General features: G+C 58.9%; 19 protein-coding genes and 1 tRNA gene. 9 read left to right on the top strand and 11 right to left on the bottom strand.

What is annotated here, in order from left to right:
• The first annotated feature begins 223 nt into the window (after nt 1–223).
• Nucleotides 224–1,576, top strand: coding sequence for an ATP-binding protein (locus GPK42_RS06775; protein WP_215694423.1), 1,353 nt, complete (start codon nt 224–226; stop codon nt 1,574–1,576).
• A gap of 73 nt (nt 1,577–1,649) precedes the next feature.
• Here the strand turns inward: GPK42_RS06775 and GPK42_RS06770 are convergent, their stop codons facing one another.
• The 3 genes from GPK42_RS06770 to GPK42_RS06760 form a co-directional block, all read right to left on the bottom strand.
• Nucleotides 1,650–3,155: a hypothetical protein gene (locus tag GPK42_RS06770; RefSeq protein WP_215694421.1), complete on the bottom strand. Its 1,506-nt coding sequence runs from the start codon at nt 3,153–3,155 to the stop codon at nt 1,650–1,652.
• Nucleotides 3,156–3,385: 230 nt separating this feature from the next.
• Complete coding sequence (locus tag GPK42_RS06765; protein ID WP_215694420.1) at nt 3,386–4,393, bottom strand: DUF5692 family protein; 1,008 nt, start codon at nt 4,391–4,393, stop codon at nt 3,386–3,388.
• Between the two features lie 63 nt (nt 4,394–4,456).
• Nucleotides 4,457–5,119: a TetR/AcrR family transcriptional regulator gene (locus tag GPK42_RS06760; protein ID WP_215694418.1), complete on the bottom strand. Its 663-nt coding sequence runs from the start codon at nt 5,117–5,119 to the stop codon at nt 4,457–4,459.
• Between the two features lie 188 nt (nt 5,120–5,307).
• Between GPK42_RS06760 and GPK42_RS06755 the strand changes: the two genes are divergently transcribed.
• From GPK42_RS06755 to GPK42_RS06725, 7 genes are all read left to right on the top strand, one after another.
• On the top strand, nt 5,308–8,085 hold the full coding sequence (locus GPK42_RS06755; protein WP_215694416.1) for an FAD-dependent oxidoreductase: 2,778 nt from the start codon (nt 5,308–5,310) through the stop codon (nt 8,083–8,085).
• A gap of 96 nt (nt 8,086–8,181) precedes the next feature.
• Complete coding sequence (locus GPK42_RS06750; protein ID WP_195233833.1) at nt 8,182–8,610, top strand: hydrogenase maturation nickel metallochaperone HypA; 429 nt, start codon at nt 8,182–8,184, stop codon at nt 8,608–8,610.
• A gap of 337 nt (nt 8,611–8,947) precedes the next feature.
• Nucleotides 8,948–9,937: a PTS sugar transporter subunit IIB gene (locus GPK42_RS06745; protein WP_148332486.1), complete on the top strand. Its 990-nt coding sequence runs from the start codon at nt 8,948–8,950 to the stop codon at nt 9,935–9,937.
• 18 nt (nt 9,938–9,955) lie between these two features.
• Nucleotides 9,956–10,774, top strand: a complete 819-nt coding sequence (locus GPK42_RS06740) for a PTS mannose/fructose/sorbose transporter subunit IIC (protein WP_055285302.1) — start codon at nt 9,956–9,958, stop codon at nt 10,772–10,774.
• A gap of 16 nt (nt 10,775–10,790) precedes the next feature.
• Complete coding sequence (locus GPK42_RS06735) at nt 10,791–11,711, top strand: PTS system mannose/fructose/sorbose family transporter subunit IID (protein ID WP_022094170.1); 921 nt, start codon at nt 10,791–10,793, stop codon at nt 11,709–11,711.
• Between the two features lie 120 nt (nt 11,712–11,831).
• The gene (locus GPK42_RS06730) at nt 11,832–12,230 is read left to right on the top strand and encodes a DUF956 family protein (RefSeq protein ID WP_006235193.1); all 399 of its coding nucleotides are present in this window, start codon (nt 11,832–11,834) and stop codon (nt 12,228–12,230) included.
• Between the two features lie 135 nt (nt 12,231–12,365).
• Nucleotides 12,366–12,441 (top strand) — tRNA-Arg (locus GPK42_RS06725).
• A gap of 358 nt (nt 12,442–12,799) precedes the next feature.
• Here GPK42_RS06725 and GPK42_RS06720 read toward each other — a convergent pair.
• Nucleotides 12,800–13,009 carry a helix-turn-helix domain-containing protein gene (locus GPK42_RS06720; protein WP_252200177.1) on the bottom strand — a complete coding sequence of 70 codons (210 nt, stop codon included), beginning with the start codon at nt 13,007–13,009 and terminating at the stop codon, nt 12,800–12,802.
• A 147-nt stretch (nt 13,010–13,156) separates the two neighbouring features.
• Between GPK42_RS06720 and GPK42_RS06715 the strand changes: the two genes are divergently transcribed.
• Nucleotides 13,157–14,425: a hypothetical protein gene (locus GPK42_RS06715; protein ID WP_215694414.1), complete on the top strand. Its 1,269-nt coding sequence runs from the start codon at nt 13,157–13,159 to the stop codon at nt 14,423–14,425.
• Nucleotides 14,426–14,876: 451 nt separating this feature from the next.
• On the opposite strand, the gene GPK42_RS06710 is transcribed toward GPK42_RS06715, so the two are convergent.
• The 7 genes from GPK42_RS06710 to GPK42_RS06680 form a co-directional block, all read right to left on the bottom strand.
• Entirely contained in the window at nt 14,877–15,815 is a 939-nt protein-coding gene (locus GPK42_RS06710; protein ID WP_215694412.1) for a relaxase/mobilization nuclease domain-containing protein, read from the bottom strand.
• 9 nt (nt 15,816–15,824) lie between these two features.
• Nucleotides 15,825–17,741 carry a type IV secretory system conjugative DNA transfer family protein gene (locus tag GPK42_RS06705; RefSeq protein WP_215694410.1) on the bottom strand — a complete coding sequence of 639 codons (1,917 nt, stop codon included), beginning with the start codon at nt 17,739–17,741 and terminating at the stop codon, nt 15,825–15,827.
• Nucleotides 17,738–18,088 (bottom strand): plasmid mobilization protein, encoded by a 351-nt coding sequence (locus GPK42_RS06700; RefSeq protein ID WP_215694408.1) that lies wholly within the window; start codon nt 18,086–18,088, stop codon nt 17,738–17,740. Before GPK42_RS06700 ends, GPK42_RS06705 begins: the two co-directional genes overlap by 4 nt.
• 3 nt (nt 18,089–18,091) lie before the next feature.
• Nucleotides 18,092–18,988, bottom strand: coding sequence for a DnaB-like helicase C-terminal domain-containing protein (locus tag GPK42_RS06695; protein WP_215694406.1), 897 nt, complete (start codon nt 18,986–18,988; stop codon nt 18,092–18,094).
• A complete protein-coding gene (locus GPK42_RS06690) occupies nt 18,988–19,230 on the bottom strand; it encodes a hypothetical protein (protein WP_215694404.1) in 243 nt (80 codons plus the stop codon). Before GPK42_RS06690 ends, GPK42_RS06695 begins: the two co-directional genes overlap by 1 nt.
• 79 nt (nt 19,231–19,309) lie before the next feature.
• A complete protein-coding gene (locus GPK42_RS06685) occupies nt 19,310–20,038 on the bottom strand; it encodes a hypothetical protein (protein WP_215694402.1) in 729 nt (242 codons plus the stop codon).
• A 112-nt stretch (nt 20,039–20,150) separates the two neighbouring features.
• Nucleotides 20,151–21,449 carry a tyrosine-type recombinase/integrase gene (locus GPK42_RS06680; protein WP_215694400.1) on the bottom strand — a complete coding sequence of 433 codons (1,299 nt, stop codon included), beginning with the start codon at nt 21,447–21,449 and terminating at the stop codon, nt 20,151–20,153.
• Between the last annotated feature and the right edge of the window lie 280 nt (nt 21,450–21,729).

The following is a 21,729-nucleotide window of genomic DNA, read 5'->3' as shown; positions in this document are numbered from 1 at the left end:
GGATTTTTCTACAGGGGGAGGGTAGTCAAAAAAGTCCCGTCCCAAATCGACTGTCCAGGGAGTCGCATTCGAGCTTGGTTGTCCTCTCAGCCACTCGGCATCCTTCGAGCAGTAATAGTGAAAAAACTTGCTTAAGTGTTAATCAAGTCAGATATAATCTTGCTCTCTAATTAATCAAGAATCACTATAATTTTGATTAGCTAGAGAGCAAGATTGGAGAATAATGGCATTCAACGACTTGATCGCCCAGAAAATAAAGGACTTTGAACAGCAGGGGGTTCCGCAGGTCTTTGAGCGAGACCTTGATCTAGGAAACCCACAGGAGCCAAAGCGCGACAACATCGTAAATGTGATTGTGGGGGCCCGCCGTTGTGGAAAGACGTATCGCCTGTATCAGGAGATGTGGCGGCTTCAGAACCGGGGCGTCGAGCTTGACCGGATGCTTTACTTCAATTTTGAGGATGAGCGCTTGCGCCCGTATGAGCCATCGCTGCTGGCGGACGTGCTCGACACGTTCTATGCGCTGTATCCTGTTGCTCGAACCGAGGGCGCTTACATTTTCTTTGACGAGATCCAGGAAATTCCCGAATGGGGTGCGTTTCTGCGGCGTGTAGTCGATACGGAGAAAGCGACCGTCTATGTGACGGGATCTTCTTCTAAGATGCTGTCCTCAGAACTTAAGAGCGAGTTCAGGGGTCGTTCTCTTGTGCGAGAGCTTTTTCCGTTGAGTTTTTCGGAATACGTTCGATATAAGACGGGGAGCGTTCTCGAGTCAGATGCGACCTTTTCCCCGAGCGATGCAGCGCTGCTTCGACATCATCTGATCGGGTATCTTGAACGAGGGGGATTCATCGCGACACTTGAGCAGACGCCTGCAGACGCGATTCAGCTGCTACAGGAATATGCTTCGCGAACGGTCGCCATGGACGTCGTTGAACGTTACGACGTCAAGAACCCTCGCCTGGCATCGCTGTTCTTGACGCGGTGTATGGCATCTTCGGGACGAGAGCTGTCAGTGAACAAAGTGTACAACGAGTTCAAGAGCAGACAGATACCCGTCAGTCGTAATTCGCTCAGCGACTTACTTGAGTATTATGAGGACGCCTACCTGTTATTTTCTGTGCCGGAGTTCACGCGTTCACTGGCAAATAACATGCGGTCTGCGTCTAAGGTCTACGCTGTCGACCCTGCGATGTTTGGAGCATTCTCTCCCGCATCGGCATTGGACCAGGGCCAGAGGCTCGAGACCGCAGTGTTCAATGCGCTAAGAAGAAAGACTCCCGCGGTGAGGACCGGCTCGGTCTGCCGCCTGCTAATCAAAGAGAAGAGCAAAAGCCATGAGGTGGACTTTGTGGCTGGGGACGCACTTCTCATGCGGGCTTATAGCCTGATTCAGGTGAGTGTGGATATGGCAAGTGAGAAAACGCGCGAGCGCGAAATTGCCGCGCTTGATGCCTCGATGGCCCAGTTCGATCTTGGCGAGTCGGCAATCGTTACCATGGATGAGCAGGCCGATATTCCATGCGAACACGGTGTGGTACACGTTGTGCCCGCATGGAAGTGGCTCCTTGCCTAATCATCTACGGATCTGTGGGGCCAGGACCTCCTGGCCCCTTTATCACGGTTGGGGAGCACCATGATGCGCCCGGCTAGTCTTGGGCTTTGATGCTCGGCATCAGAATCTGGGCGAGGTAGTCGCATTCGAGCTTGGTGGCGGCGTCGGCCTTGCCGTCTTTGCCGACCAGCACGTTCTTGATCTGGCTATAGGTGTAGCGGTTGCCGGTCGTGAGCTCGACAAGCTCAATCGCCGTATCCATGGGGTAGGTCGACACGGGGTCTTGCGTCCGTCCGTTGATGGTCTGGGGCACCACGTACGGATAGACGGGGCCGCTGGCGTAGACGGTGTAGCCGTTGCCGAGGTTTGCCGCACCCAAAACCGCATCGCCCTCATCGGGCGTAAAGCTCTCGCCGTCGCGCACTGCGACAAGCGTCACGATTGGCGTATTGGCGTCATCGCCCAGATAGATGCACAGCGTGCTGCCATTTTGCCAGGTAGCAACCTTACCGTACCACTCGACGGGGATATCGAGCTGATACAGATCCGTCGCCTTATGCCGAGCATCGGCATCGCGCGCGGCCTGCGCTTCGCTCGCGCTCACAGCGTTGGCGGCGGCATCACGGCGAGCGGTTGCCGCCTGCTGAAGTATCTTGGCGGCCGCGGCAGAGCTACAACCGCCCTCCTCGGCATATTTGGCTGCTGCATCGATCTGGTCGTCGGTCACCGTGTCTGCCGAAGGTACCTTAAGCTTAAAGGATGCCTGAGCGCTCAGGTCCTGCCCGTCGCTCTTTACGCTGACCTGCGCCTTGGTGGTCGGCACGGTGTAAATGGTACCGTCGGCTGCGATGGGGGACCCAGCGATGGAGAGCGTATAGTCACCGGGCAGCAGCTTGATGCCGCGACCGTGCTCGTCAACGTAGAGTGTTTCGCTCACAGAAGAGCCGTCGGAGTCCTGGCCGCTCACCTGCACGGGGATCTTTGAGCCGGTGGAGCAGTCGAGCCCCGCGGCATGTACGCCAATTTGCACCGACATCATGGTATGGGCGTTTGCGGCAACCACGGCGGCCTGCTCTTGTTGGTATCCGTTCCAAGCCGCATAGCCCGCGCCGCCGGCGACGAGCGCGACGGCAACAACGCCTGCCACCATCAGGTTGCGTCGCTGGGGCGACATCTTGCGGTGACGGGCCTCGGCCTCATGTGCCGAGGGAACGGACGGCAGGGGAATATCGCCCATGGCGATGGTCTCGTCCACGGCAGGCGCGGAGCCCAGGCCGGGAAGCTCGCGGGTGAGCGAGTCGTCGGCAGGCAAGCTGCCAAGCAGGACGGTCTCTTCTCCCGAGTCGGATTCCGGCTGGTCGTCGCCCTTGCTATCGTCCTCTTCGGCCTCGGCCTCGGCCTCGGCTTCGTCCTCGTCAGGAACGTCTTTGGCGTCGCTGCTTTCGTGCTCAGTGTCTTCGTGCGCCTCGTCCTGCGCGTCGACGGCCGAATCGCTCAACGAGAGCTCGTCTAGCGCAATCCAGTCAAGGCTCTCCAGGGCCTCGGCACAAGCTTGTGCATCCTGGGCCGCATCCTCGCGGCCACGCGTCTCATCGCTCATATATCCCCCAATGCAATATCGGCTCAACACTGTACCCAAAAATGGAGCCATATAAAGCGCATACGAAATATAAGATCCGATTTAACCTGAGCGCATCCTGGGCCGCATCCTCGCGGCAACAAAAAGCCCCCGGAAAGCGGACAAATCGCTTTCCGGGGGCATGCAATACGTTGCATTGCGCGGAGCCGGCCAGGCGGCTTCACGTTCAAGCGATGTTTGCGTCAGGCGCGTTACTCGGCGTGCGCGTAATCCACCTTGGCGCGGCGAGCGGTAGCCTTCTCCCAATCGCTGGTGCCCTCGAAGACATCCTGCTTGTAGGGGTTGCGGCCGAGCTTCTTGGCACGGTAGGCGATGTAGATGATCGCGGCGACGTTGGCGACCAGTGCGGCGATCGAGACCGCGGTAGCGGCGCCGGGGTCGAGCGTGGAGTGGGTCACAAAGATGGACTCCTCCTGGAAGTACGGGAACACCTGGGCAAACATGCACCAAATGGCCAGCGTAAAGGCGCGGTTCTGGATCCAGCCGCCCTTGTTCCAGATAAAGGCGGCGACGGTGGGCGCCAGCAGCAGCGCAAAGCCGCAGAACCAGGAGTGGGTGGGCAGGCAGTTGTAGGTGTAGCAGAAGTTCCAGATATCGTAGGCGATGATGTAGACCCAGGTCATGTCGGGCCACAGCATGTCGGTCTGATCCTCGGAGGCGTAGACGCTCCACCAACCGGTCATGCAGAAGATGTTGATGATACCGGCGATGCCGTTGAACACGTTATTCCAGCCGGCCAGCTGCGTAGCACCTTCGGAGGTGACCCAGGTGGGCTCGCCCAGGACAAAGAAGTGATAGGCGCTCTCAAAGTCGGACACGACGGCGATCATGATGTTGATGGCGACGATCACAAACGGCCACGCGCGGAACCAATGCGCCTTGCCGATTTTGCCCCACTGGTACTTAATGGCGATGAAGCCCCAGCAACCGGCCAGCGCCGCGTATACCTTGGCGTAGTGGAACCAGCTGTTTTGGTACACATGGGTGGGGTTGGTGAGCGCCCACTCGGCGCCCTGTGAGACGCCGATAGCGATAGCGACGCAGTAGATGGTCATGGCCAGCGGAGCCACGCCAAAGATGATTGCCGCGCCCAGCTTGGTGCGACGGCCGACCTCGTTGAGCACGATCAGGCCAATAAAGACCATGGCCCAGCCGGCCCAGTGGATAAGGGTATCGCTACCCCAAACATCGAACAGCATGCTGCTCTCCTTTCACACGCCCGCGGCCCCTCTTCTGATCGCGGGCAGTTTGGCCAAATGTCGTCAGTTCTGGGGCTTGCGCTCCGAATACTTGGCGGTATAGCCCTCGATGTGGAGTGTCGAGGCGATGATTTCCTTGACCGTCTCGTCGGGCACATCGGGGTGCGTGCGGATATACATCAAAAGACCCATGATGAGGGTGTAGAACGTCTCGTAGACATGATCGATGCGTAGCTCATGATGGGCGACAAAATCCACCACGGTGGTGTCGCAGATATACTGCGCCACGCGCTGGACCACATTGTGCAAAAAGCCGCCGTAGAGCGCGCCGCTGTTGGAGGTCAGAGTGTGCGGCAGTTCGTGGCCGCTGGCGACCAGGCGCTTAAAGAGCGGGGCGACGGTGTCGAGCGCGCCCTCGATATCACCGACGGTGCGGTTGGCATTCCACTGCTCGAGCTCGGAGATAAAACCGTCGATTGTCTCGTCCATGACGGCGGTGACGGCGGCGTCCATGTCGGCGAAGTAGTGGTAGAACAATGAACGCGTGCAGCCGGCTCGCTTGGTCACGGCCGATACCGATAGGTGGGACACGCCCAGCTCGGAGCTTACGGTGCGCACGGCATCGAGGATCTCGCGACGGCGTTCGTCGCCCGTCAGGCGCTTTGCCGCGCTATCGGATGCGGGGACGGCATCGACCACAGAGGTACCTGCTGTGTTGTTGCCCATGTTTTGCCGCCTTTCATCCTCTTTTGCCTGACCGTTCGCCTAACAGTCTTGAATATTGTTGACGGTTCGTCAATACTATTTTTGACACAATGTCAACAATGGCGGGTGAACGGCATGGGGGCATGCCCGGCCTGCAAAAAAGAGGGGCGCCGCGGTCCCGCCGGGCTGTGGCAAGAGAAGGGACAACCATGATTCTCAACGGACCGGGGATTAGCTACACCGAGCCCGACATCGGTTCGGAGTTCGTGGCGCCGCTGCCGGAGCATCCGCGCGAGGCCATCGTCAAGCTGTGCGAGCACTGCACCAACCGTCTGCTGCATCGCGATGAGCTGCTGGGCTACGAGTACTGGTCGTTTGCCGAGGCCGCGACTGACGAGCAGGCCGAAGTGCTCTGCAAGATGAAGATGCGCCGTCCCTATACGCTGCCCGAGATGGTCAAGCTCACCGGCATGCCCGAAGCCGATATCGAGAAGATGCTCGACGACATGAGCTACACGGGTCTGCTCGAGTACAACTGGGAAAACCCCGAGCGCGCCAAGCAGTGGGTGCTGCCCATGCTGGTGCCGGGTTCCGCCGAGTTCCTCAACATGCGCGTGAGCCAGCTCGAGGAGCACCCGGTCTATGCCAAGTTCTTTGAGCAGGCGTCCAAGGGACCGCTGTCCAAGGCCACGCCGATGGTGCCGCCCGGAGGCGCCGGCATCGGCATGCACGTCATTCCGGTCGAGAAGGCCATCGACGCCGCGAGCACCTCGGTGCCGATCGAGCATATCGAGCACTGGCTCGACAAATACGAGGGTAAGTATGCCGCCAGCACCTGCAGCTGCCGCGCGAGCCGTCGCGTGATGGGTGAGGGCTGCGCCGATGACCCGGCCGATTGGTGCATCGCCGTGGGCGATATGGCCGATTACGTGGTTGAGACCGACCGCGGCCATTATGTAACGCGCGACGAGGTCTACGACATCCTGCGCCAGGCCGAGGACAACGGCTTTGTGCACCAGATCACCAATATCGACGGCGAGAACAAGATCTTCGCCATCTGCAACTGCAACGTCAACGTGTGCTACGCCCTGCGCACCTCGCAGCTGTTCAACACGCCCAACCTGTCGCGCTCGGCCTATGTCGCCAAGGTCGAGAAGGACAAGTGCGTGGCCTGCGGTCGCTGCGTTGAGGTGTGTCCGGCCGGCGCCGCCAAGCTGGGCCAGAAGCTCTGCAGCAAAAAGGCCGGCGGACAGGTGCCCGAGTATCCGCGCCAGGAGCTGCCCGATGCCACCAAGTGGGACCACACCAAGTGGTCGCCCAACTACCGCAACGACAACCGCATCGAGACGCATGAGTCCGGCACCGCTCCCTGCAAGACGGCCTGCCCAGCGCACGTTGCTGTTCAGGGCTATTTGAAGCTCGCGGCTCAGGGTCGCTATGACGAGGCCCTAGCACTCATTAAGCGCGAGAACCCACTGCCCGCTATCTGCGGCCGTGTGTGCAACCGCCGCTGTGAGGATGCCTGCACCCGCGGCCGTGTGGACGCCGCCGTGGCCATCGACGAAGTCAAGAAGTTTATCGCCCAGCGCGATCTGGATGCCGCGACCCGCTATGTCCCACCTGTGGTGACCCCGACGCGTGCCGGCGGCTTTGACCAGAAGATCGCCATCATCGGTGCCGGTCCGGCCGGTCTGTCCTGCGCCTTCTATCTGGCCGAGAAGGGTTACAAGCCCGTCGTGTTCGAGAAAAACGAGCGCCCGGGCGGCATGCTCACCTACGGTATTCCCAGCTTTAAGCTGCAGAAGGATGTTATCGAGGCCGAGGTCGAGGTCATTCGCCTGATGGGTGCCGAGTTCCGCTACGGCGTGGAAGTCGGTCGCGACGTGACGCTCGACGAGCTGCGCGCGCAGGGCTTTAAGGCCTTCTACGTTGCCATTGGCTGCCAGGGCGGCCGCCTTGCCGGTATTCCGGGTGAGGATGCCGAGGACGTGGCCCTGGCCGTCGACTTTTTGCGCGAGGTCAACAGTGGCAAGATCGACGCGCTGCCCGGCCGCACCATCGTGGTGGGCGGCGGCAACGTGGCCATCGATGTCGCACGCAACGCCTGCCGTCTGGGTTCCGAGCACGCTGAGATGTTCTGCCTGGAGAGCGAGGCTCAGATGCCCGCCAGCGAGGAGGAGCGTCGCGAGGCCGTTGAGGACGGCGCGCACATCAGTTGCGGTTGGGGCCCCAAGGAGGTCCATCTGGACGAGGCCGGCCGTGTGTGCGGCATCACCTTTAAGCGCTGCACGCGCGTCTACGATGACGAGGGCCGTTTTGCGCCCGAGTACGACGAGAACGACCTGCGCCGCGTCGATGCCGACCGCGTGGTCATGTCCATCGGCCAGTCCATCGTGTGGGGCGACCTGCTGGCTGGCTCCAAGGTGGAGCTTGGCCGTGGTCAGGGCGCCCTTGCCGATCCCCAGACCTACCAGACCGCCGAACCCGACATCTTTGTGGGCGGCGACGTCTATACCGGCCCCAGCTTTGCCATCGATGCCATCGCCGCCGGTCACGAGGCCGCCGTGTCCATCCATCGCTTTGTGCAGCCGGGCTCCACGCTCACCATCGGCCGCAACCAGCGCCGCTATACCGCGCTCGACCGCGACGACGTTGTTCTCGAGGGCTACGACAACGCGAGCCGCGAGGTTGCGCATGTGGACCGCGAGCGCGAGAAGGCTGCGCCGTTTAGCGAGTATGTTGAGACCTTTACCGAGGAACAGGTGCGCGCCGAGACCGCCCGCTGCCTGGGCTGCGGCGCCTCGATTGTCGATCCCAACAAGTGCATCGGCTGCGGCCTGTGCACCACCAAGTGCGCGTTCGACGCCATCCATCTAGATCGCGACCGCCCCGAGTGCTCCACGATGGTCAAATACGAGCAAAAGCTCCCGAGCCTGGGCAAGTATGCTTTAAAGCGTGCAATCAAAATCAAGTTCGGTCGTAAATAGGTAACCATGGCGGGTAAGGGGACGGCGCAGACTAGATTTCGCCGTCCCCTTGCTTTGAGTTTGCATCGCATCAACCGTTGTTGAAAGGTTTCTACCTTGCATGAATTGGGAATCGTGTATCACATCATTCGCGATGTCGAGAATGTGGCGCGCGCTCATGGCGTGCGTCGCGTTTCGAGCGTGACGTTGCTGCTGGGCGAGGTCTCGGGCGTCGTTCCCGACTTGCTGCTCGACGCTTGGCGCTGGGCAGCAGATAAAAAGCCTATCGCGCAGGGCGCGGAGCTTATCGTGGAGCCTGTCGAAGCCGTGACGCATTGCGAGGCGTGCGGCTGCGACTACGCGACGGTCGAGCACGGCAAGACCTGTCCCCATTGCGGTAGCGGCGAGACCTATTTGCTGCAGGGCCAAGAGGTAATGATCAAACAGATCGAGACCCCCGACGAGGACCCGGCAGACGCTGCTCCTGACGGCCTCTCCGACGCCCCCGATGCCGTCGACGCCGCCAACCCCCTCCACATCGCCTAACATCTAATGTCTACATGGGCTAGAGTTCTAAACATATTTGCTTCGGTTAGTCAAGTCATGTCTGTTTAAACAAAATGGTGGCACGCAGACGCATTGGGATTCACCTAAAAGCGGTCTTAACGAACGGTGCACCTTTATATGTCTTTGAAAACAATCAGCAAATCACGTTTTAGCAGGCAATGAGCTATAAGCCAGCAACGTAATCAATTTGTAACAAACATAGACGTTTAAACAAATAATCCAACCTTTTGCGATTTTAGCTATAATTCCACAATCCAAACAGGTATACTCCTTTCATGTCGTGTAGGAAATACGTAGACAAAAAGGAGGTTATGTGATGGTAAGTATTGTTCTTGCTAGCCACGGGGACTTGGCAGCTGGAATCAAGCAGACGGGCTCGATGGTCTTTGGCGATCAGCCGTCTGTTGCCGTGGTCTCGCTCGAGCCGAGCATGGGCCCCGACGATTTCCGTGCCAAGGTCGAGGAAGCAGTCGCTTCCTTCGAGGACCAGGAGCAGGTGCTCTTCCTCGTTGATCTGTGGGGCGGCACGCCGTTCAACCAGATCAGCGGGCTCATCGAGGGCCACGATTCCTGGGCTATCGTCACCGGTGTCAACCTGCCTATGCTCATCGAGGCATATTCGCAGCGCTTTGACGCAAAGAACACTGCACATGCGATCGCAAAACATCTCGTGACTGAGGCTAAGGCTGGCGTGCGCGTCAAGCCCGAGTCTCTGGAGCCCGAGGAGAAGAAGCCGGCTGCGGCCGCCGCTGCTCCTGCAGGCGCCATCCCTCCGGGAACGGTCATCGGCGACGGGCACATCAAGATTGCCCACGTCCGTATCGACACCCGTCTGCTTCATGGTCAGGTGGCCACCACGTGGACCAAGCAGATCAACCCCAACCGCATCATCGTGGTTTCCGACGGCGTCGCTCACGACGAGCTCCGCAAGACCATGATCGAGCAGGCTGCCCCTCCGGGAGTCCATGCCAACGTCGTTCCCATCAAGAAGATGGCCGAGGTCGTCAAGGACACGCGCTTTGGTGACACCAAGGCCATGCTGCTCTTCGAGAACCCGCAGGATCTGCTCAAGGCCATCGAGGCCGGCGTCGACATCAAGGAAGTCAACATCGGTTCCATGGCTCACTCCAAGGGCAAGGTCGTCGTCACCAACGCCGTCGCTATGGGCGATGACGACGTCAAGACTCTCGAGGCCCTCAAGGCCAAGGGCGTCAAGTTCGAGGTCCGCAAGGTTCCTTCGGATTCCTCCGAGGATCTCGACGCCATGTTGAAGAAAGCTAAGGCCGAACTGGCCGCTCAAGCATAGTAAAGGAGGGTCCGATACATGTCTGCAATCACTATTCTGCTTGTTGCGATTGTCGCGTTGCTTGCCGGTATGGAAGGCATTCTGGATGAGTTCCAGTTCCATCAGCCGCTCGTGGCATGCACGCTTATCGGTCTCGTAACCGGTCACCTTCAGGAGGGCATCCTCCTGGGCGGTTCGCTCCAGATGATGGCCCTTGGCTGGGCTAACGTCGGCGCCGCTGTCGCGCCTGACGCCGCTCTGGCCTCGGTCGCTTCTTCGATCATCATGGTGCTCGCTCTCAACGGTGGCGCCACCGATTCGGCCAAGGCCGTTACCGCCGCCATCGCCGTCGCCGTCCCGCTGTCGGTCGCTGGTCTGTTCCTGACCATGATCTGCCGTACCCTGGCTACCGCTATCGCTCACGCCATGGACGGTTGCGCCGAGAAGGGCGACTTCTCCGGCATCGAGCGCTGGCAGTACGCTGCCATCCTCATGCAGGGCCTTCGTATCGCCATCCCGGCAGTACTTCTGTGCATCATCCCGGCCGAGGCTGTTACCAACGCGCTTAACGCTATGCCCGACTGGCTGTCCGGCGGCATGGCTGTCGGCGGCGGCATGGTCGCTTCCGTCGGTTACGCCATGGTTATCAACATGATGGCCACCAAGGAGACCTGGCCGTTCTTCATCCTCGGCTTTGTCCTTGCTGCCATCCCTCAGCTCACGCTGATCGCCCTTGGCCTCATCGGCATCTCCCTTGCCCTCATCTACCTTGGCCTTAAGGATCTGGCCAAGCAGGGTGGCGGCATGGGCGGCGGCTCCGGTGACCCGCTCGGCGACATTCTGAACGATTACGAGTAGGAGGGGAGTGATACATATGGCAGAGAACAAGATTCAGCTCACCAAGGCTGACCGCAAGAAGGTTTGCTTCCGTCATCAGTTCCTTCAGGGCTCGTGGAACTACGAGCGTATGCAGAACGGCGGCTGGTGCTTCGCAATGATCCCTGCGATCAAGAAGCTCTACACCAGCAAGGATGACCAGATTGCCGCTCTTAAGCGCCACCTGGAGTTCTATAACACCCACCCCTATGTTTCCGCCCCCGTCATTGGCGTTACCCTCGCTCTCGAGGAGGAGCGCGCCAACGGTGCCCCGATTGACGACGTCGCCATTCAGGGCGTCAAGGTCGGTATGATGGGCCCGCTCGCCGGCGTCGGCGACCCCGCCTTCTGGTTCACCCTTCGCCCGATTCTGGGCGCTCTGGGCGCTTCCCTGGCCCTGTCCGGCAGCATCGCCGGTCCGCTGCTGTTCTTCTTCGCGTGGAACATCATCCGTTACGCCTTCCTGTGGTACACGCAGGAGTTTGGCTACAAGGTCGGCTCCTCCATCGCCAAGGACCTCTCCGGCGGTCTGATGGGCAAGGTCACCGAGGGTGCATCCATCCTGGGTATGTTCATCATCGGCGCCCTGGTCGAGCGCTGGGTGTCCATCTCCTTCACCCCGGTCGTCTCCAAGGTCACGCAGTCTGCTGGCGCCTTTATCGACTGGGCTAACCTGCCCTCCGGTTCTGAGGGTGTCAAGGAAGCACTGACGATGTATAACTCCATCGGTGCTAACGCCCTTGATCAGGTGAAGGTCACCACGCTTCAGGCCAACCTCGATCAGCTCATCCCCGGCCTTGCCGCCGTGTGCCTGACCCTGCTGGTCTGCAAGCTCCTCAAGAAGAAGGTCAGCCCGATCGTCATCATCCTGGCTCTCTTCGCCATCGGCATCATCGGTCGCGTCTGCGGCTTCATGTAAGCACGTTTCGGCTTAAGACCGAGAATTGCTAGGCAAGGGCTTTTGAGCCATTGAAACGGACCGCACCCGGTGGGTACACTGGATGCGGTCCGATTGTTTTATTTGGAGGGCGAGGCGCGCATGGCGCAATCTCAGAACAGCACGGTCGATCTGGCAACGCCGGCAACCTGCCTGATGGGGCTTACCAGCCACGGCAACGTGATGGTGGGCAATAAGGCGTTCGAGTATTACAACGAGCGCAATCCCGAGGATTATATTCAAATCCCGTGGGATGAGGTCGACTATATTGCCGCCGAGGTTTTACGCGGCACCAAGAAGATCACGCGTTTTGCCATCTTCACCAAGGACAACGGTCACTTTACGTTTTCGACGCGCGACGACAAAGAGACGCTTCGTGCTGTCCGCAAGTACGTCGACGAGGATAAGCTTGTGCGTTCGCCCGACTTTATCGATGTGACGGCCAAGGGCGCCAAGAGCATCCCCTCCGTTATCAAAAACCTCTTCCACAAAGGTAACTAGCTCCTCATAAGTTGCGGTGAAATAGTTCCTAAATACGGCTTTAGATGCTTCAGACAGGAACTATTCCACCGCAACTTCGAAGTCTAGTCATGCGACGTATTGCGATGCAGTAAATCTGCTACACTAGTACAACATGCCTCCGTAGCTCAGGGGATAGAGCACCGCTCTCCTAAAGCGGGTGTCGACGGTTCGAATCCGCCCGGGGGCACCAGAGAAATAGCAGGTCAGACGGTATAAATCGTCTGACCTGTTTCTGTATGGATAGGGGTAAAACCCGCCTGAGGGGTGAAAAAGGGGTGAAAGTTCATTCTATGGGGAAAACATCGCGACTTCATATTTCACCCCAGAGTTTCACCCTCAGGGCCGGTTTTCAACCCTTCCCACAGCCTACGGGCTGGATGTGGGACCCTCCGGCTATGGAAAGCGTTGAAAACCTAGGCTGTCGTTGCCGTAGGGCAAGCCAGTTTCCGGCAGCCCTTTGATACCTTTTGATTGCTATTGAAGCCCTGTTGGACATTAGATGACGTTGGAAGTCTGTCCTTTCGTTCTAATTCGATTTGTGCTCTGTCTTATTTGACAAAGAGGTCAGAGTTGAAGAACTCTTTCAGGGAAACGCCGAGCCCTTGTGCAATCCGGTCGATATTTTCAATTGATATGTTCCGCTTGCCGGTTTCGACCTCAGCGAAGTATGTTCGGGACATTTCGATAGAGTACGCAATAGTTTCCTGGCTATAGCCGAGTTCGTTTCTCAACTCTTTTATTCTCAGCCCGACCCTCATCTTTATATCTAACTGAGTTATTGGCACCTCCTAATAGGTTGTGCCAATGATTCGTTTCGGTTCTATATGAGTCACACCTATATAAGTGACAATTTGGAATACAATGCCGCTAAGTTAGACCTCTGATAATTGAACTGGAGTTTGCCGATGGATGAGTACGGCTCTCGGGAAATTAAACGATCGGATTCGACGAAGGAGGAGAATGCTAAGAAGCCGCTCGTGCTCTTCGGGCGCGAGTTCTCCCGTAAGCAGGTCTGCGCGGCTGGTGCGGGAATCCTCTGTGCGGCGCTTCTCATCGGCGGCGGTGGGTATGCCATCACACATGCCGGGTGGACGGGCAAAGCGAACGCCCCTGCGGTGCCCCAGTCAAAGGACGATGAGGAGCAGGACATGGTGCTTTCCCTTGAGGTGAAGGCTGACGGCTGGGATACGGAAACCTCCACGCCCGTCATCGCCCATATCGAGGATGAGGACGGGAAAGTAGACTTCTACACCGCCATCGCTGCGAACAAGCAGGTGACCGTGAGGGTCGGCAAGTCCGGTACCTATACCGTCACATTCATTTCACCGGTGAACGCCGACGGTTCCATCTATAAGGTGTCATCGAAGAAGGTTACCGCCGGGAAGGCCGATAAGAAGACGGCCAGCACGGGTGTGACTTTCGATAAGGTGGATGCGGACAAGGTGACGAAAGATGACTTGACAGCCATTGCCAAGGACGTTGCGGAAGCCGTGAAGAAGGGCGATTCCACCCTGACCGGGGACAAGGGCGCTGAGGTCGTGAAGAAGTTCGAGGACAACATCAAGAAGAACCCGAACGCCGATACCGATGCCGTCGAGAAGGAGACCGAGAAGGCTCAGGAGTCCGCCAAGGAAGAGAAGTCCGACGCGAAGACCCCGGAAACTTCCGACAGCAAGAAGAGCGATTCAGGCTCATCCAACGGCTCCAAGAAGGATAACGGGAACAGTGGTTCCGACAACAAGTCAGACAGCAAGCCGAGTGGAAGCAACAACAGCTCCAATTCCGGCAGCTCCTCAAAGAAGGATGACACCCCGGCGCATCAGCACAACTGGGTTGCCCAGACAAAAACCGTCCATCACGACGCTCAGTACAAGACCGTCCACCACGACGCGGTGACGCATCAGGTATGGCATGACGCGGTGACGGAGGAACACTATATCTGCAATCAGTGTGGTGCGGATATCACGTCTGACCCTTGGGGGCATATTAACAACTCTCTTATGAATGGTGGTAATTGCGGAAGCTATCACTCTACCTATGTGACTGTAAAGCAGGGGTATTATGAAACCGTGACCGACAAAGCGGCATATGACGAGCAGGTGCAGGTTAGTGCGGCATGGGATGAAACCGTGACCACCGGTTATAAGTGCTCTTCCTGCGGTGCCACGAAGTAACTTGAAAGAGCAAGGCAATCGTCTATTCAGGCAAGGAAAGCCCCGACCAAATGGCCGGAGCTTTCTTAATGTTCATCGATCGGCCTTGCGGCCGATGGGTCCCGCCCATAAGCGGGACCCCCGCGACGCGTGGCGTCGCTCTCGCTACGGCTTCCTGCAACGCTCCCAAGGATCGCGTTTCCGTCCGCCTCCGCTCACACCGGCCCCGCCCGCCGGGTCGCCGAGCACCGTCGTGCGACGCTCCCCATGGGTCGCGTCTCCTCGGCGTCGGCTCAACCGGCGCTCACCTGCCCGGGCTCGCGTTGCCTCGGCAACCGGCTCGCTCCGTGCAGGCAAGATATGGATTCCGTTGCACGGAATCATCTTGCCGCCTGCGGCGGAGGGCGAACCGCTCCGAAGTCGCTCCCGCCAATAATAAGCTGGGACGCTTGTTGCGTCCCGGCCCAAGCGCTCAGTCCCCTCGCCCGTTCTGGTTCTCCCACGACTTGCGCTCAAGTTCCCAGAACGCCCTCATCGCCGTCGCGATCCCGCGCAGCGTGAAGCGGACGACGAGGCCGGTTGAGCGGTCGACCGCGAAGCCGAGCCTGCCGCCGTTGACTTTCCGCACGGCCCCGAGGGCCTTCGAGAAGAAGCGGTACTGGAGGCTCCCGCCCTTCGACCTCGCGAGCTCGATGCCATCTCGCCTGAGCCGCCGGTCGAGCTCGGCCATGCGGTCGGGGCAGTCCCTCATTCGTCCGACCTCCTCGACGCGACGGGCGACCGCCACGCGGACGCGGGCGTTCTCGGAGCGCTCGGCCTGCCCCTTGCGGGCCATGTCGCGTTCCTCCCTGCCCGGCTGTCTCGCGTGGACGCGCGAGTTGGCCTTGCCGCGCTCAAGCTGTTTGAGCCCATACCTTTCGTCCAAGGTGCGAACGGTTTTCACGCGTGCGGCAGCGGCTTTGCGTGCGGGGCCCTCGTCGAGCCTCCTGCCTGTCTCAAGGTCGCTGCGGTTGATGCCGAGGTGCACGGCATAGCGGTCGGTGTCATCGGAGCGGCAGCGCTCGCGATGCAGAACTATGACGACCTCTTGGTTCGGATAGCGCTCGGCCACGTAGTCGCGTGCGTATCGCATGCACATCTCCGGCGTCATCTTCCCGCCGTTGAGGTCGCACTCGTCGGGGAGGAAACCAAGTATCTGATGCTGCATGTAGGTGCACTTCGCCCCCGCCTTCCCCGGCTTGTCATGCCCCATGGCCTTCCTCGTGTCTGCCATCTCTTGGAACCAGCGCTCTTTACTGATGATGTTCTGCGTGTCGTGCGCGAGAGCTTTGTCCCTGTCCCATGAGAGATAGTCCTTGAGGCGGGAGAGGTGCTTCTCGCTGCACACGCTTGTCTGTTTAATCGCTGTCATGGGTCCTCCCTAGTCGAGCGAAAGGCCGCTGAATTTGCCGGTCGGCTGGATCTCGGCTTTCTTCTTCGGCTCGGGCCACTTGGGGCACCAGAGGCCGACGCGTTCGCCCATCTTCTCGGCAGCGGCCTCGTCCAGTTGCTTTTGATAGGCACGGCGCTTCTCCGCCTCGTGCTCCGGAGTCCCGAGGTCGAAGTGCTCCTTCGTGGGCGTCTTGGTGCAATCGGCGACGGGTGAGCGGAAGACCCCGGCCCGCTCGGCGGGTATTCCGTTATCCGCGTGCTTGACGACGATTATCCCGTCCCTGTCCGGGGCCATGTCGCGCCATTCCCACGCGTGTATCACGTCGTCTGCGCTCTCGCTGTAGGAGGTCGATGCCGACGAACCCGACGCCGCCTTGCTGCTGCTCGTGCCCTGCGTGTGGCGGGTGGTCTTGCCGATGAGCTCCGTGAAGTATCGGCGGTCTTCCTCCTCGGCGAGCTTCATGGCGACTTTTACGCCGCAGTTCGCGAGAATCTTCCTCCGTCCGTCCCTCTCTCCGTATTTATTAAGCTGGGATATATCTTGCGTTGCCCCCGTCCAGTAAATCTGGAACGACCTTCCAAGCGAAAGGAGGGCGGGCAGGCATTCGATGCGGGGCAGGTTGCCCCATTCGTCGCCGAGAATCTGGACGGGGCGCGGAAGTCTTCCGCCGTTGGAATCGGCGACGATTTGGACGGATTCCCAGAGCTGGGAGAGGAATATCGCCGCTATGCAGTTGTATGGCGAGCCCTCGTCGAGCATATGGAGGAATACGGCGCTCTTGGTTTCAAGAACCGCGCGAGGGTCGATGTCGGACCCGGACGTCATCCATGCGACTGGGGCCGACGAGAACGGGCGCAGCGCCACCTTGAGCGTCGAGAGGATGCTTCTGAGCTCGTTGCCGCCCGAGGAGACGAACTGCGAGGCTCTGTTTTTAGCGGGGTGTCTGCTTGGTAGGGCGCGGAAAACGCTCTTGAGTGGCTCGGCCGGGTCGTCACCCTCTGCCTCGGTGCCACGGTCCAGCACCTCGCAGACGGTCGCAAGGTGCTTTGCTTCCTTGGGGCATTCATCGGACATGGAGACCAGCAAGACGAGGGCAGACAGGAGGCCCCGCGCGGATGCGGTCCAGTGCGAGCCCTTGCCGTTCTCGTCATCCTGCACCACGAGCTCCGCAATGGTGTCAGCCGCCTGCTCGGCTTCTTGGTCGCGGCTTTCGGCGTGGAGGTCGATGACCTGCTTGAGCGGGTTGAACCTCTGGCCTCGATAAGGTCGCTGCGTGTCGAGCAGGAGGACGTTGTAGCCGCGTCGGGCCAGCTCGTCACCCGTGAGCTCTATGAGCTCGTTCTTGACGTCGGAGACGACGAGGGTCGCGGGCTCGGAGCCGTTTGCGCCGTCGCCGTACGAGAGCAAATCGATTGAGGGCAGGTAGAGGAAGCGGGACTTGCCAGAGCCAGTGGACCCGGAAACATAGACCATCTTCTTTGGCTCGAAGAGGTAGCAGGGTTTGCCGAGCCATCTGGTGAACCCGTAGACGAACCCGCGTGAAGAGGGGTTAGCCGAGCCGTCCCATGTAATCGAACCTTTCACCGCATTGCGGCCCGTCTTGATGCAAGCATTGCCGAGCACGCCGCCATCGTCGGCACGCGAGTTGAGGGCGCTCGAATAGGCAACGAGGGAGCAGATGCAGAGCGTGAGGAGGAAGGTGAGGACGGTCCCCGTGATATGGGCGATGAATGCGCCCGAGAGCCACCAGCCGAGAACCGTGGCCGCATCGAGCGCAGAGGGGAGGGCTGACGCGTCGGGCATGATCCCGGAGGCAATATCGCCGATAGGGGCGGCAAGGATTGGGCAGACGAGGAATGCAATGAAGACGGATGATATGAGGGCGGTGAACATCTTGCTTTTCATAGCCGCTCCTTTGCTTTCGACAGAAGGGTTGAGAGTTCGGAAGCTGTGCTCGATATCAACTGGACGGCGTTTTCAAGCTGGACGGCCGTTTGCCGGTCGATGCCATAGGCGTTTATGGAGCGCATAGCTTGGTTGAGGTTGTTGCCCTGCCGCTTCATCTCGACGAGCATTTGCCGGAGGGTCGACTCGTCGGCGACCTTGACGGGCTTCTCGCCGATTCGGAGGGCGGCCTCGCGCAAAAACGTTGATGGGGGCATGCCGAAAGAGGAAGAGCGGGCCACGATTTCGGCCCGCTCTCCATCGGTCATACGAACGTTGATATGCGCGGTCCTGCTAGTGCCGCGCATCGCCTAGCCCCTATCGAGGAAGGTAGCGTGGGCTCCGTCGAAGTCGAGCCGAGCTTCGCCTAACGTGCCGTAGCGATTCTTGAGGGCAACGAGCTTGAGCGGGGTGCCGCTCGCGGGGGCCTCAAAAGGGAAGTCGGGTTTTCCGTCATCGTCGGCAAGAAAAAGAACGGAGTCGAAGCTGTACTCGACCGTCGAAGAGCCGCCGAACATGCCGAGGTTGGGCTTGCTCGACTTGCCAGACTTGTAGGACTCGCGCGTGGTCGAGCTCAGGGCGATGACTGGCGAGCCGTAGAGGTTTGATATTTCGCGCAAGCCCTTTACGCACGCTGTGATTGCCAAGCGCTCGTCGATGAACTGCTGTCCCGCCGTGATACCGCAGGCGAGGAGTTGGAGATAGTCGATGAAAACGATAGGGGCCTCGTTGCGCTCACGTGCTATCAGCCCAACGAGGTTCGAGAGTTCAACGGTGTTCAACGGGCCGGTAATACAGAGATTCGGGGCGATACAGCTGCGATACATGTCGAGAGCAGCCTCGAAGGCCTCGTGCTTGGGATGGTCTGCCGCCGCCGCGTCCGCGACCTCGGAAAGGGCAAGCTTGCCTCCGCTGAGTCGTGCAAGGCTCTTCTCCAAGAGCTTATGCGCGGGAAGCTCGGCGGAGACATAGATTACTGGGTGACTGTCGTTCGCAAGCTTGTCGGCCTCCTGCAAGGCCAAGGTCGTCTTGCCCCTGCCGGGACCGGTGCCGATGGCATAATTGAGCCCGGGATGGACTCCGCCGAGGATGTCGTTAAGGGCCTTGAGCCCGAAGAGGGCGATAGGTTGGTCACCCCTAAGGGCGCTGAGGTGCTCATCGAGCCTATCGGATTCGAAAACGAGAGGGTTGGGGGCCGGGCACTGCATTACTCGTTCGCCTCTTCAGCCAAAGTCCTGAAATAGGCGATGAGGTCTTCTTCCATGACAAAATACTGGTTGGCGATGCGGAAGCAATGGTGCGTCGACTTCATGAGCTTAATGGCGCTCGACTGGCCAATGCCGGTGAGAATCTGAACATCGAGACGGCTCAAGATACGCTTGGGACCAGTGCGACGAAGGTTGATGCCTGCGGAAATGGCGTCAACCTTGGGGTCATCTGCAAGATGCATGATAAACTCCTTGTTTGGGGTGCTCGGCTCCTCTTCGAGGTTTGGCGACTAAGAGAGGGGAGTCGGGTGCCGTTTTTTATTACCAGTCGGAACAAACCTCTTCAAGAAGACTGCTCCATTTGCGACGCAACTCCGGGGTATCCGGGAGTACGTGCTGGTTGCCGCAGTCTGCGGCAGAGGTCGTGACGCTCTCTTCGAGCGCGGAGAAGGCGTCGGCGAGATAGGCGCATGTCGCGTTCAGCTGGCCGATTTCGTCAAAATATTCGATGGCGAAGCGCACGAGCGCCACAACGGGGGCGCGGTTATAGTTGGTGGACGCCTCGTCCATCAGGGCGCGGCCGTACTTCACCGCCCTGTCGGTCTCGTAATCGACAAAGGGGTCTGAGGGATCGCGCGGAACCTTGTGCTCCATAAAGTCAATGACGGAATCAAAGCAGCGGCGAAGGTGCGGCATGTCCATCGCGCCGGTAAAGAGCGCGGTCTCACAACGCCTCTCGTGGATTAGCTCGAAACCGAACTCGACAATGGGCTTATAGCCGCCGTGGGCGACGGTTCCCGTCGCGCCAGTGACGTTCGAACGCAGAACGTCCGAGACGCTCGCAAACAGACCACCACCGCTGTAGACGTCGAGCATCCTGTCCCTCGGAAATGCCGGGGAGGGAAGCACCTCGTCAAAGACAAGGCCGATAATGGCTTTTGACTCATCGGTCGCTCGAAGGTAAGCCTCGTCGGAGACCATCTGTGAGAAGGGGGTCTTGAGGTTTTCGGGTATGCGGATACGCTTCTCGGCCTTCTTCTTATAGACCATTTTATTCACCTCCAATCGTTTGTCTGCAATCATCATACCATCAGACGGCGCATGTAGCCCTAGTAGTAGCCCACCGTATGAAGAGATAGTGAACATCGAGGTAAACTAGCCATTACTTAGATGACAGCAATTCAAAGACTTCTGCTGCGTTTCGGTCATTGGCCCTGATTGCATGGGTGTAGAAATTAGCCGTTGTGCTTGCGGAGGCATGGCCCATTCGCGCCTGAACGGTCTTTAAATCGACGTTGCTCGCCACGAGAGCGGTCGCGGCGGTGTGACGGAGGCCATGGGGAACAAGTCCTGAGTAACCAGTGCCGCGCGTATGAAGCTTGCCGTCTCGCATGAACTGCTTCGTCACATCGCTATAAGTCCCATAGCCGTTATCGACGCAGAAGTCCCTAAACCATCGAGAGTAGTTGTGCCCGCTTGGTCTGGTGATGCTTATGCTGCGGAAACCGTCGGCATCCTTTCCAACGCTGAATGCGTGGACGATGGGGTCGGTATCCTTTTGTTCCAACCCGCGACGTCTGAATATGTCGCGCTGCATAGTCTTCCACTTGTCTAAATACTCGGCCAGAGCTTTGTCTATGGAGAGAATGCGTCTGCTCATCTCCGATTTCGGGGGCCTCAAGGTCTTGTCGCTGGTGTACTGCCGGACGATTCGGAGCTCCATGGCTTCGGGGTCGTAATCGAGCCAGCTGAGCCCTAAAGCCTCGCCTTTCCTCAGCCCGAGGTGAAATATAAGCATGGTGCAGACGGTCATGGGCCCCATCGGCTCGGAAAGCAAGCACTCAGTGAATCTTGGGAGCTCATCGGGAGGGAGAAAGTTTCGTGCTCGCAGGTCCGGTTTCGGCAGCTTTATGCCGATGCAAGGATTGCGGCCAATCAGTTCGTTCTCAAGGGCATCTTGCATGACCTGCTTAAGCTTGACGTGAATGCGACGGATCTCGGCGTCGGTGAACCTTCCATTTGAACGGGCCTCAGCGTAGGCGCGTTTAACATCGTCGGGCCTCAGGTCGGCTAGGGGCACGTCTTCGAACAGTTCGCGTATGTGTCGCACGTCGTATCCCTCTCGCTCATATGAGAGAGGGGAGCCGAATGAGCTCTCTCGGAGCACGTGGAAGGATTCGGCATATGCCGCTACGGTGCTCGGAGCATCTCTAGATGGTTCATAGCTCTCAAGTTCCTCGCGGTACTCGTTGAGAGCGTTTGCGACTTCGCTAGGCCAGTTCTTCGGGTTCTTGCTCTTGCAATGGATGGTCCTCTTGGGTGTTTTGAGATACTTAACTTTGCTGCCGTTCTTTCCGGAGTTCGGGTCTCTCCCAAGAGAGAAGTAAATCTTGAATGAGCCGGGCTTTCCCTTGATGGGCTCAGATGTTCCCTTTGCGGTTGGTTTGATTCTGGTTTCCAAAAGTGTCCTCCAAGGGGATTACGTTAGGCTCGGGGCCGGGGCTTTGAGGGCCTCGGCCCCGAGCCTAACGTAAACTTTTCACCCCTGCAAGCCGTAAGCGCAACTGCTAGGGGTGAAAAAGAGGTGAAATAGAATTCTAATAAGAACCAGCAGAAACTCAAAAACAGCTAATCTACCTGCGAATATATATAATAGGGCAAAATTGCATTTGCCCAGGTAAGGTAAATGACCATGACCTCCTAAAGCGGGTGTCGACGGTTCGAATCCGCCCGGGGGCACC

Source organism: Collinsella aerofaciens (genome assembly GCF_018785265.1).
In the GTDB taxonomy this organism is placed as follows: Bacteria; Actinomycetota; Coriobacteriia; order Coriobacteriales; family Coriobacteriaceae; genus Collinsella; species Collinsella aerofaciens_AI.
This window is presented reverse-complemented; position numbering and strand designations above follow the sequence as displayed.

Coding starts and splice junctions, on each gene's coding strand:
- GPK42_RS06775 (WP_215694423.1), top strand. CDS start 224: ATGGCATTCAACGACTTGATCGCCCAGAAAATAAAGGACTTTGAACAG.
- GPK42_RS06770 (WP_215694421.1), bottom strand. CDS start 3,155: ATGAGCGATGAGACGCGTGGCCGCGAGGATGCGGCCCAGGATGCACAA.
- GPK42_RS06765 (WP_215694420.1), bottom strand. CDS start 4,393: ATGCTGTTCGATGTTTGGGGTAGCGATACCCTTATCCACTGGGCCGGC.
- GPK42_RS06760 (WP_215694418.1), bottom strand. CDS start 5,119: ATGGGCAACAACACAGCAGGTACCTCTGTGGTCGATGCCGTCCCCGCA.
- GPK42_RS06755 (WP_215694416.1), top strand. CDS start 5,308: ATGATTCTCAACGGACCGGGGATTAGCTACACCGAGCCCGACATCGGT.
- GPK42_RS06745 (WP_148332486.1), top strand. CDS start 8,948: ATGGTAAGTATTGTTCTTGCTAGCCACGGGGACTTGGCAGCTGGAATC.
- GPK42_RS06740 (WP_055285302.1), top strand. CDS start 9,956: ATGTCTGCAATCACTATTCTGCTTGTTGCGATTGTCGCGTTGCTTGCC.
- GPK42_RS06735 (WP_022094170.1), top strand. CDS start 10,791: ATGGCAGAGAACAAGATTCAGCTCACCAAGGCTGACCGCAAGAAGGTT.
- GPK42_RS06730 (WP_006235193.1), top strand. CDS start 11,832: ATGGCGCAATCTCAGAACAGCACGGTCGATCTGGCAACGCCGGCAACC.
- GPK42_RS06720 (WP_252200177.1), bottom strand. CDS start 13,009: ATGAGGGTCGGGCTGAGAATAAAAGAGTTGAGAAACGAACTCGGCTAT.
- GPK42_RS06715 (WP_215694414.1), top strand. CDS start 13,157: ATGGATGAGTACGGCTCTCGGGAAATTAAACGATCGGATTCGACGAAG.
- GPK42_RS06710 (WP_215694412.1), bottom strand. CDS start 15,815: ATGACAGCGATTAAACAGACAAGCGTGTGCAGCGAGAAGCACCTCTCC.
- GPK42_RS06705 (WP_215694410.1), bottom strand. CDS start 17,741: ATGAAAAGCAAGATGTTCACCGCCCTCATATCATCCGTCTTCATTGCA.
- GPK42_RS06700 (WP_215694408.1), bottom strand. CDS start 18,088: ATGCGCGGCACTAGCAGGACCGCGCATATCAACGTTCGTATGACCGAT.
- GPK42_RS06695 (WP_215694406.1), bottom strand. CDS start 18,988: ATGCAGTGCCCGGCCCCCAACCCTCTCGTTTTCGAATCCGATAGGCTC.
- GPK42_RS06690 (WP_215694404.1), bottom strand. CDS start 19,230: ATGCATCTTGCAGATGACCCCAAGGTTGACGCCATTTCCGCAGGCATC.
- GPK42_RS06685 (WP_215694402.1), bottom strand. CDS start 20,038: ATGGTCTATAAGAAGAAGGCCGAGAAGCGTATCCGCATACCCGAAAAC.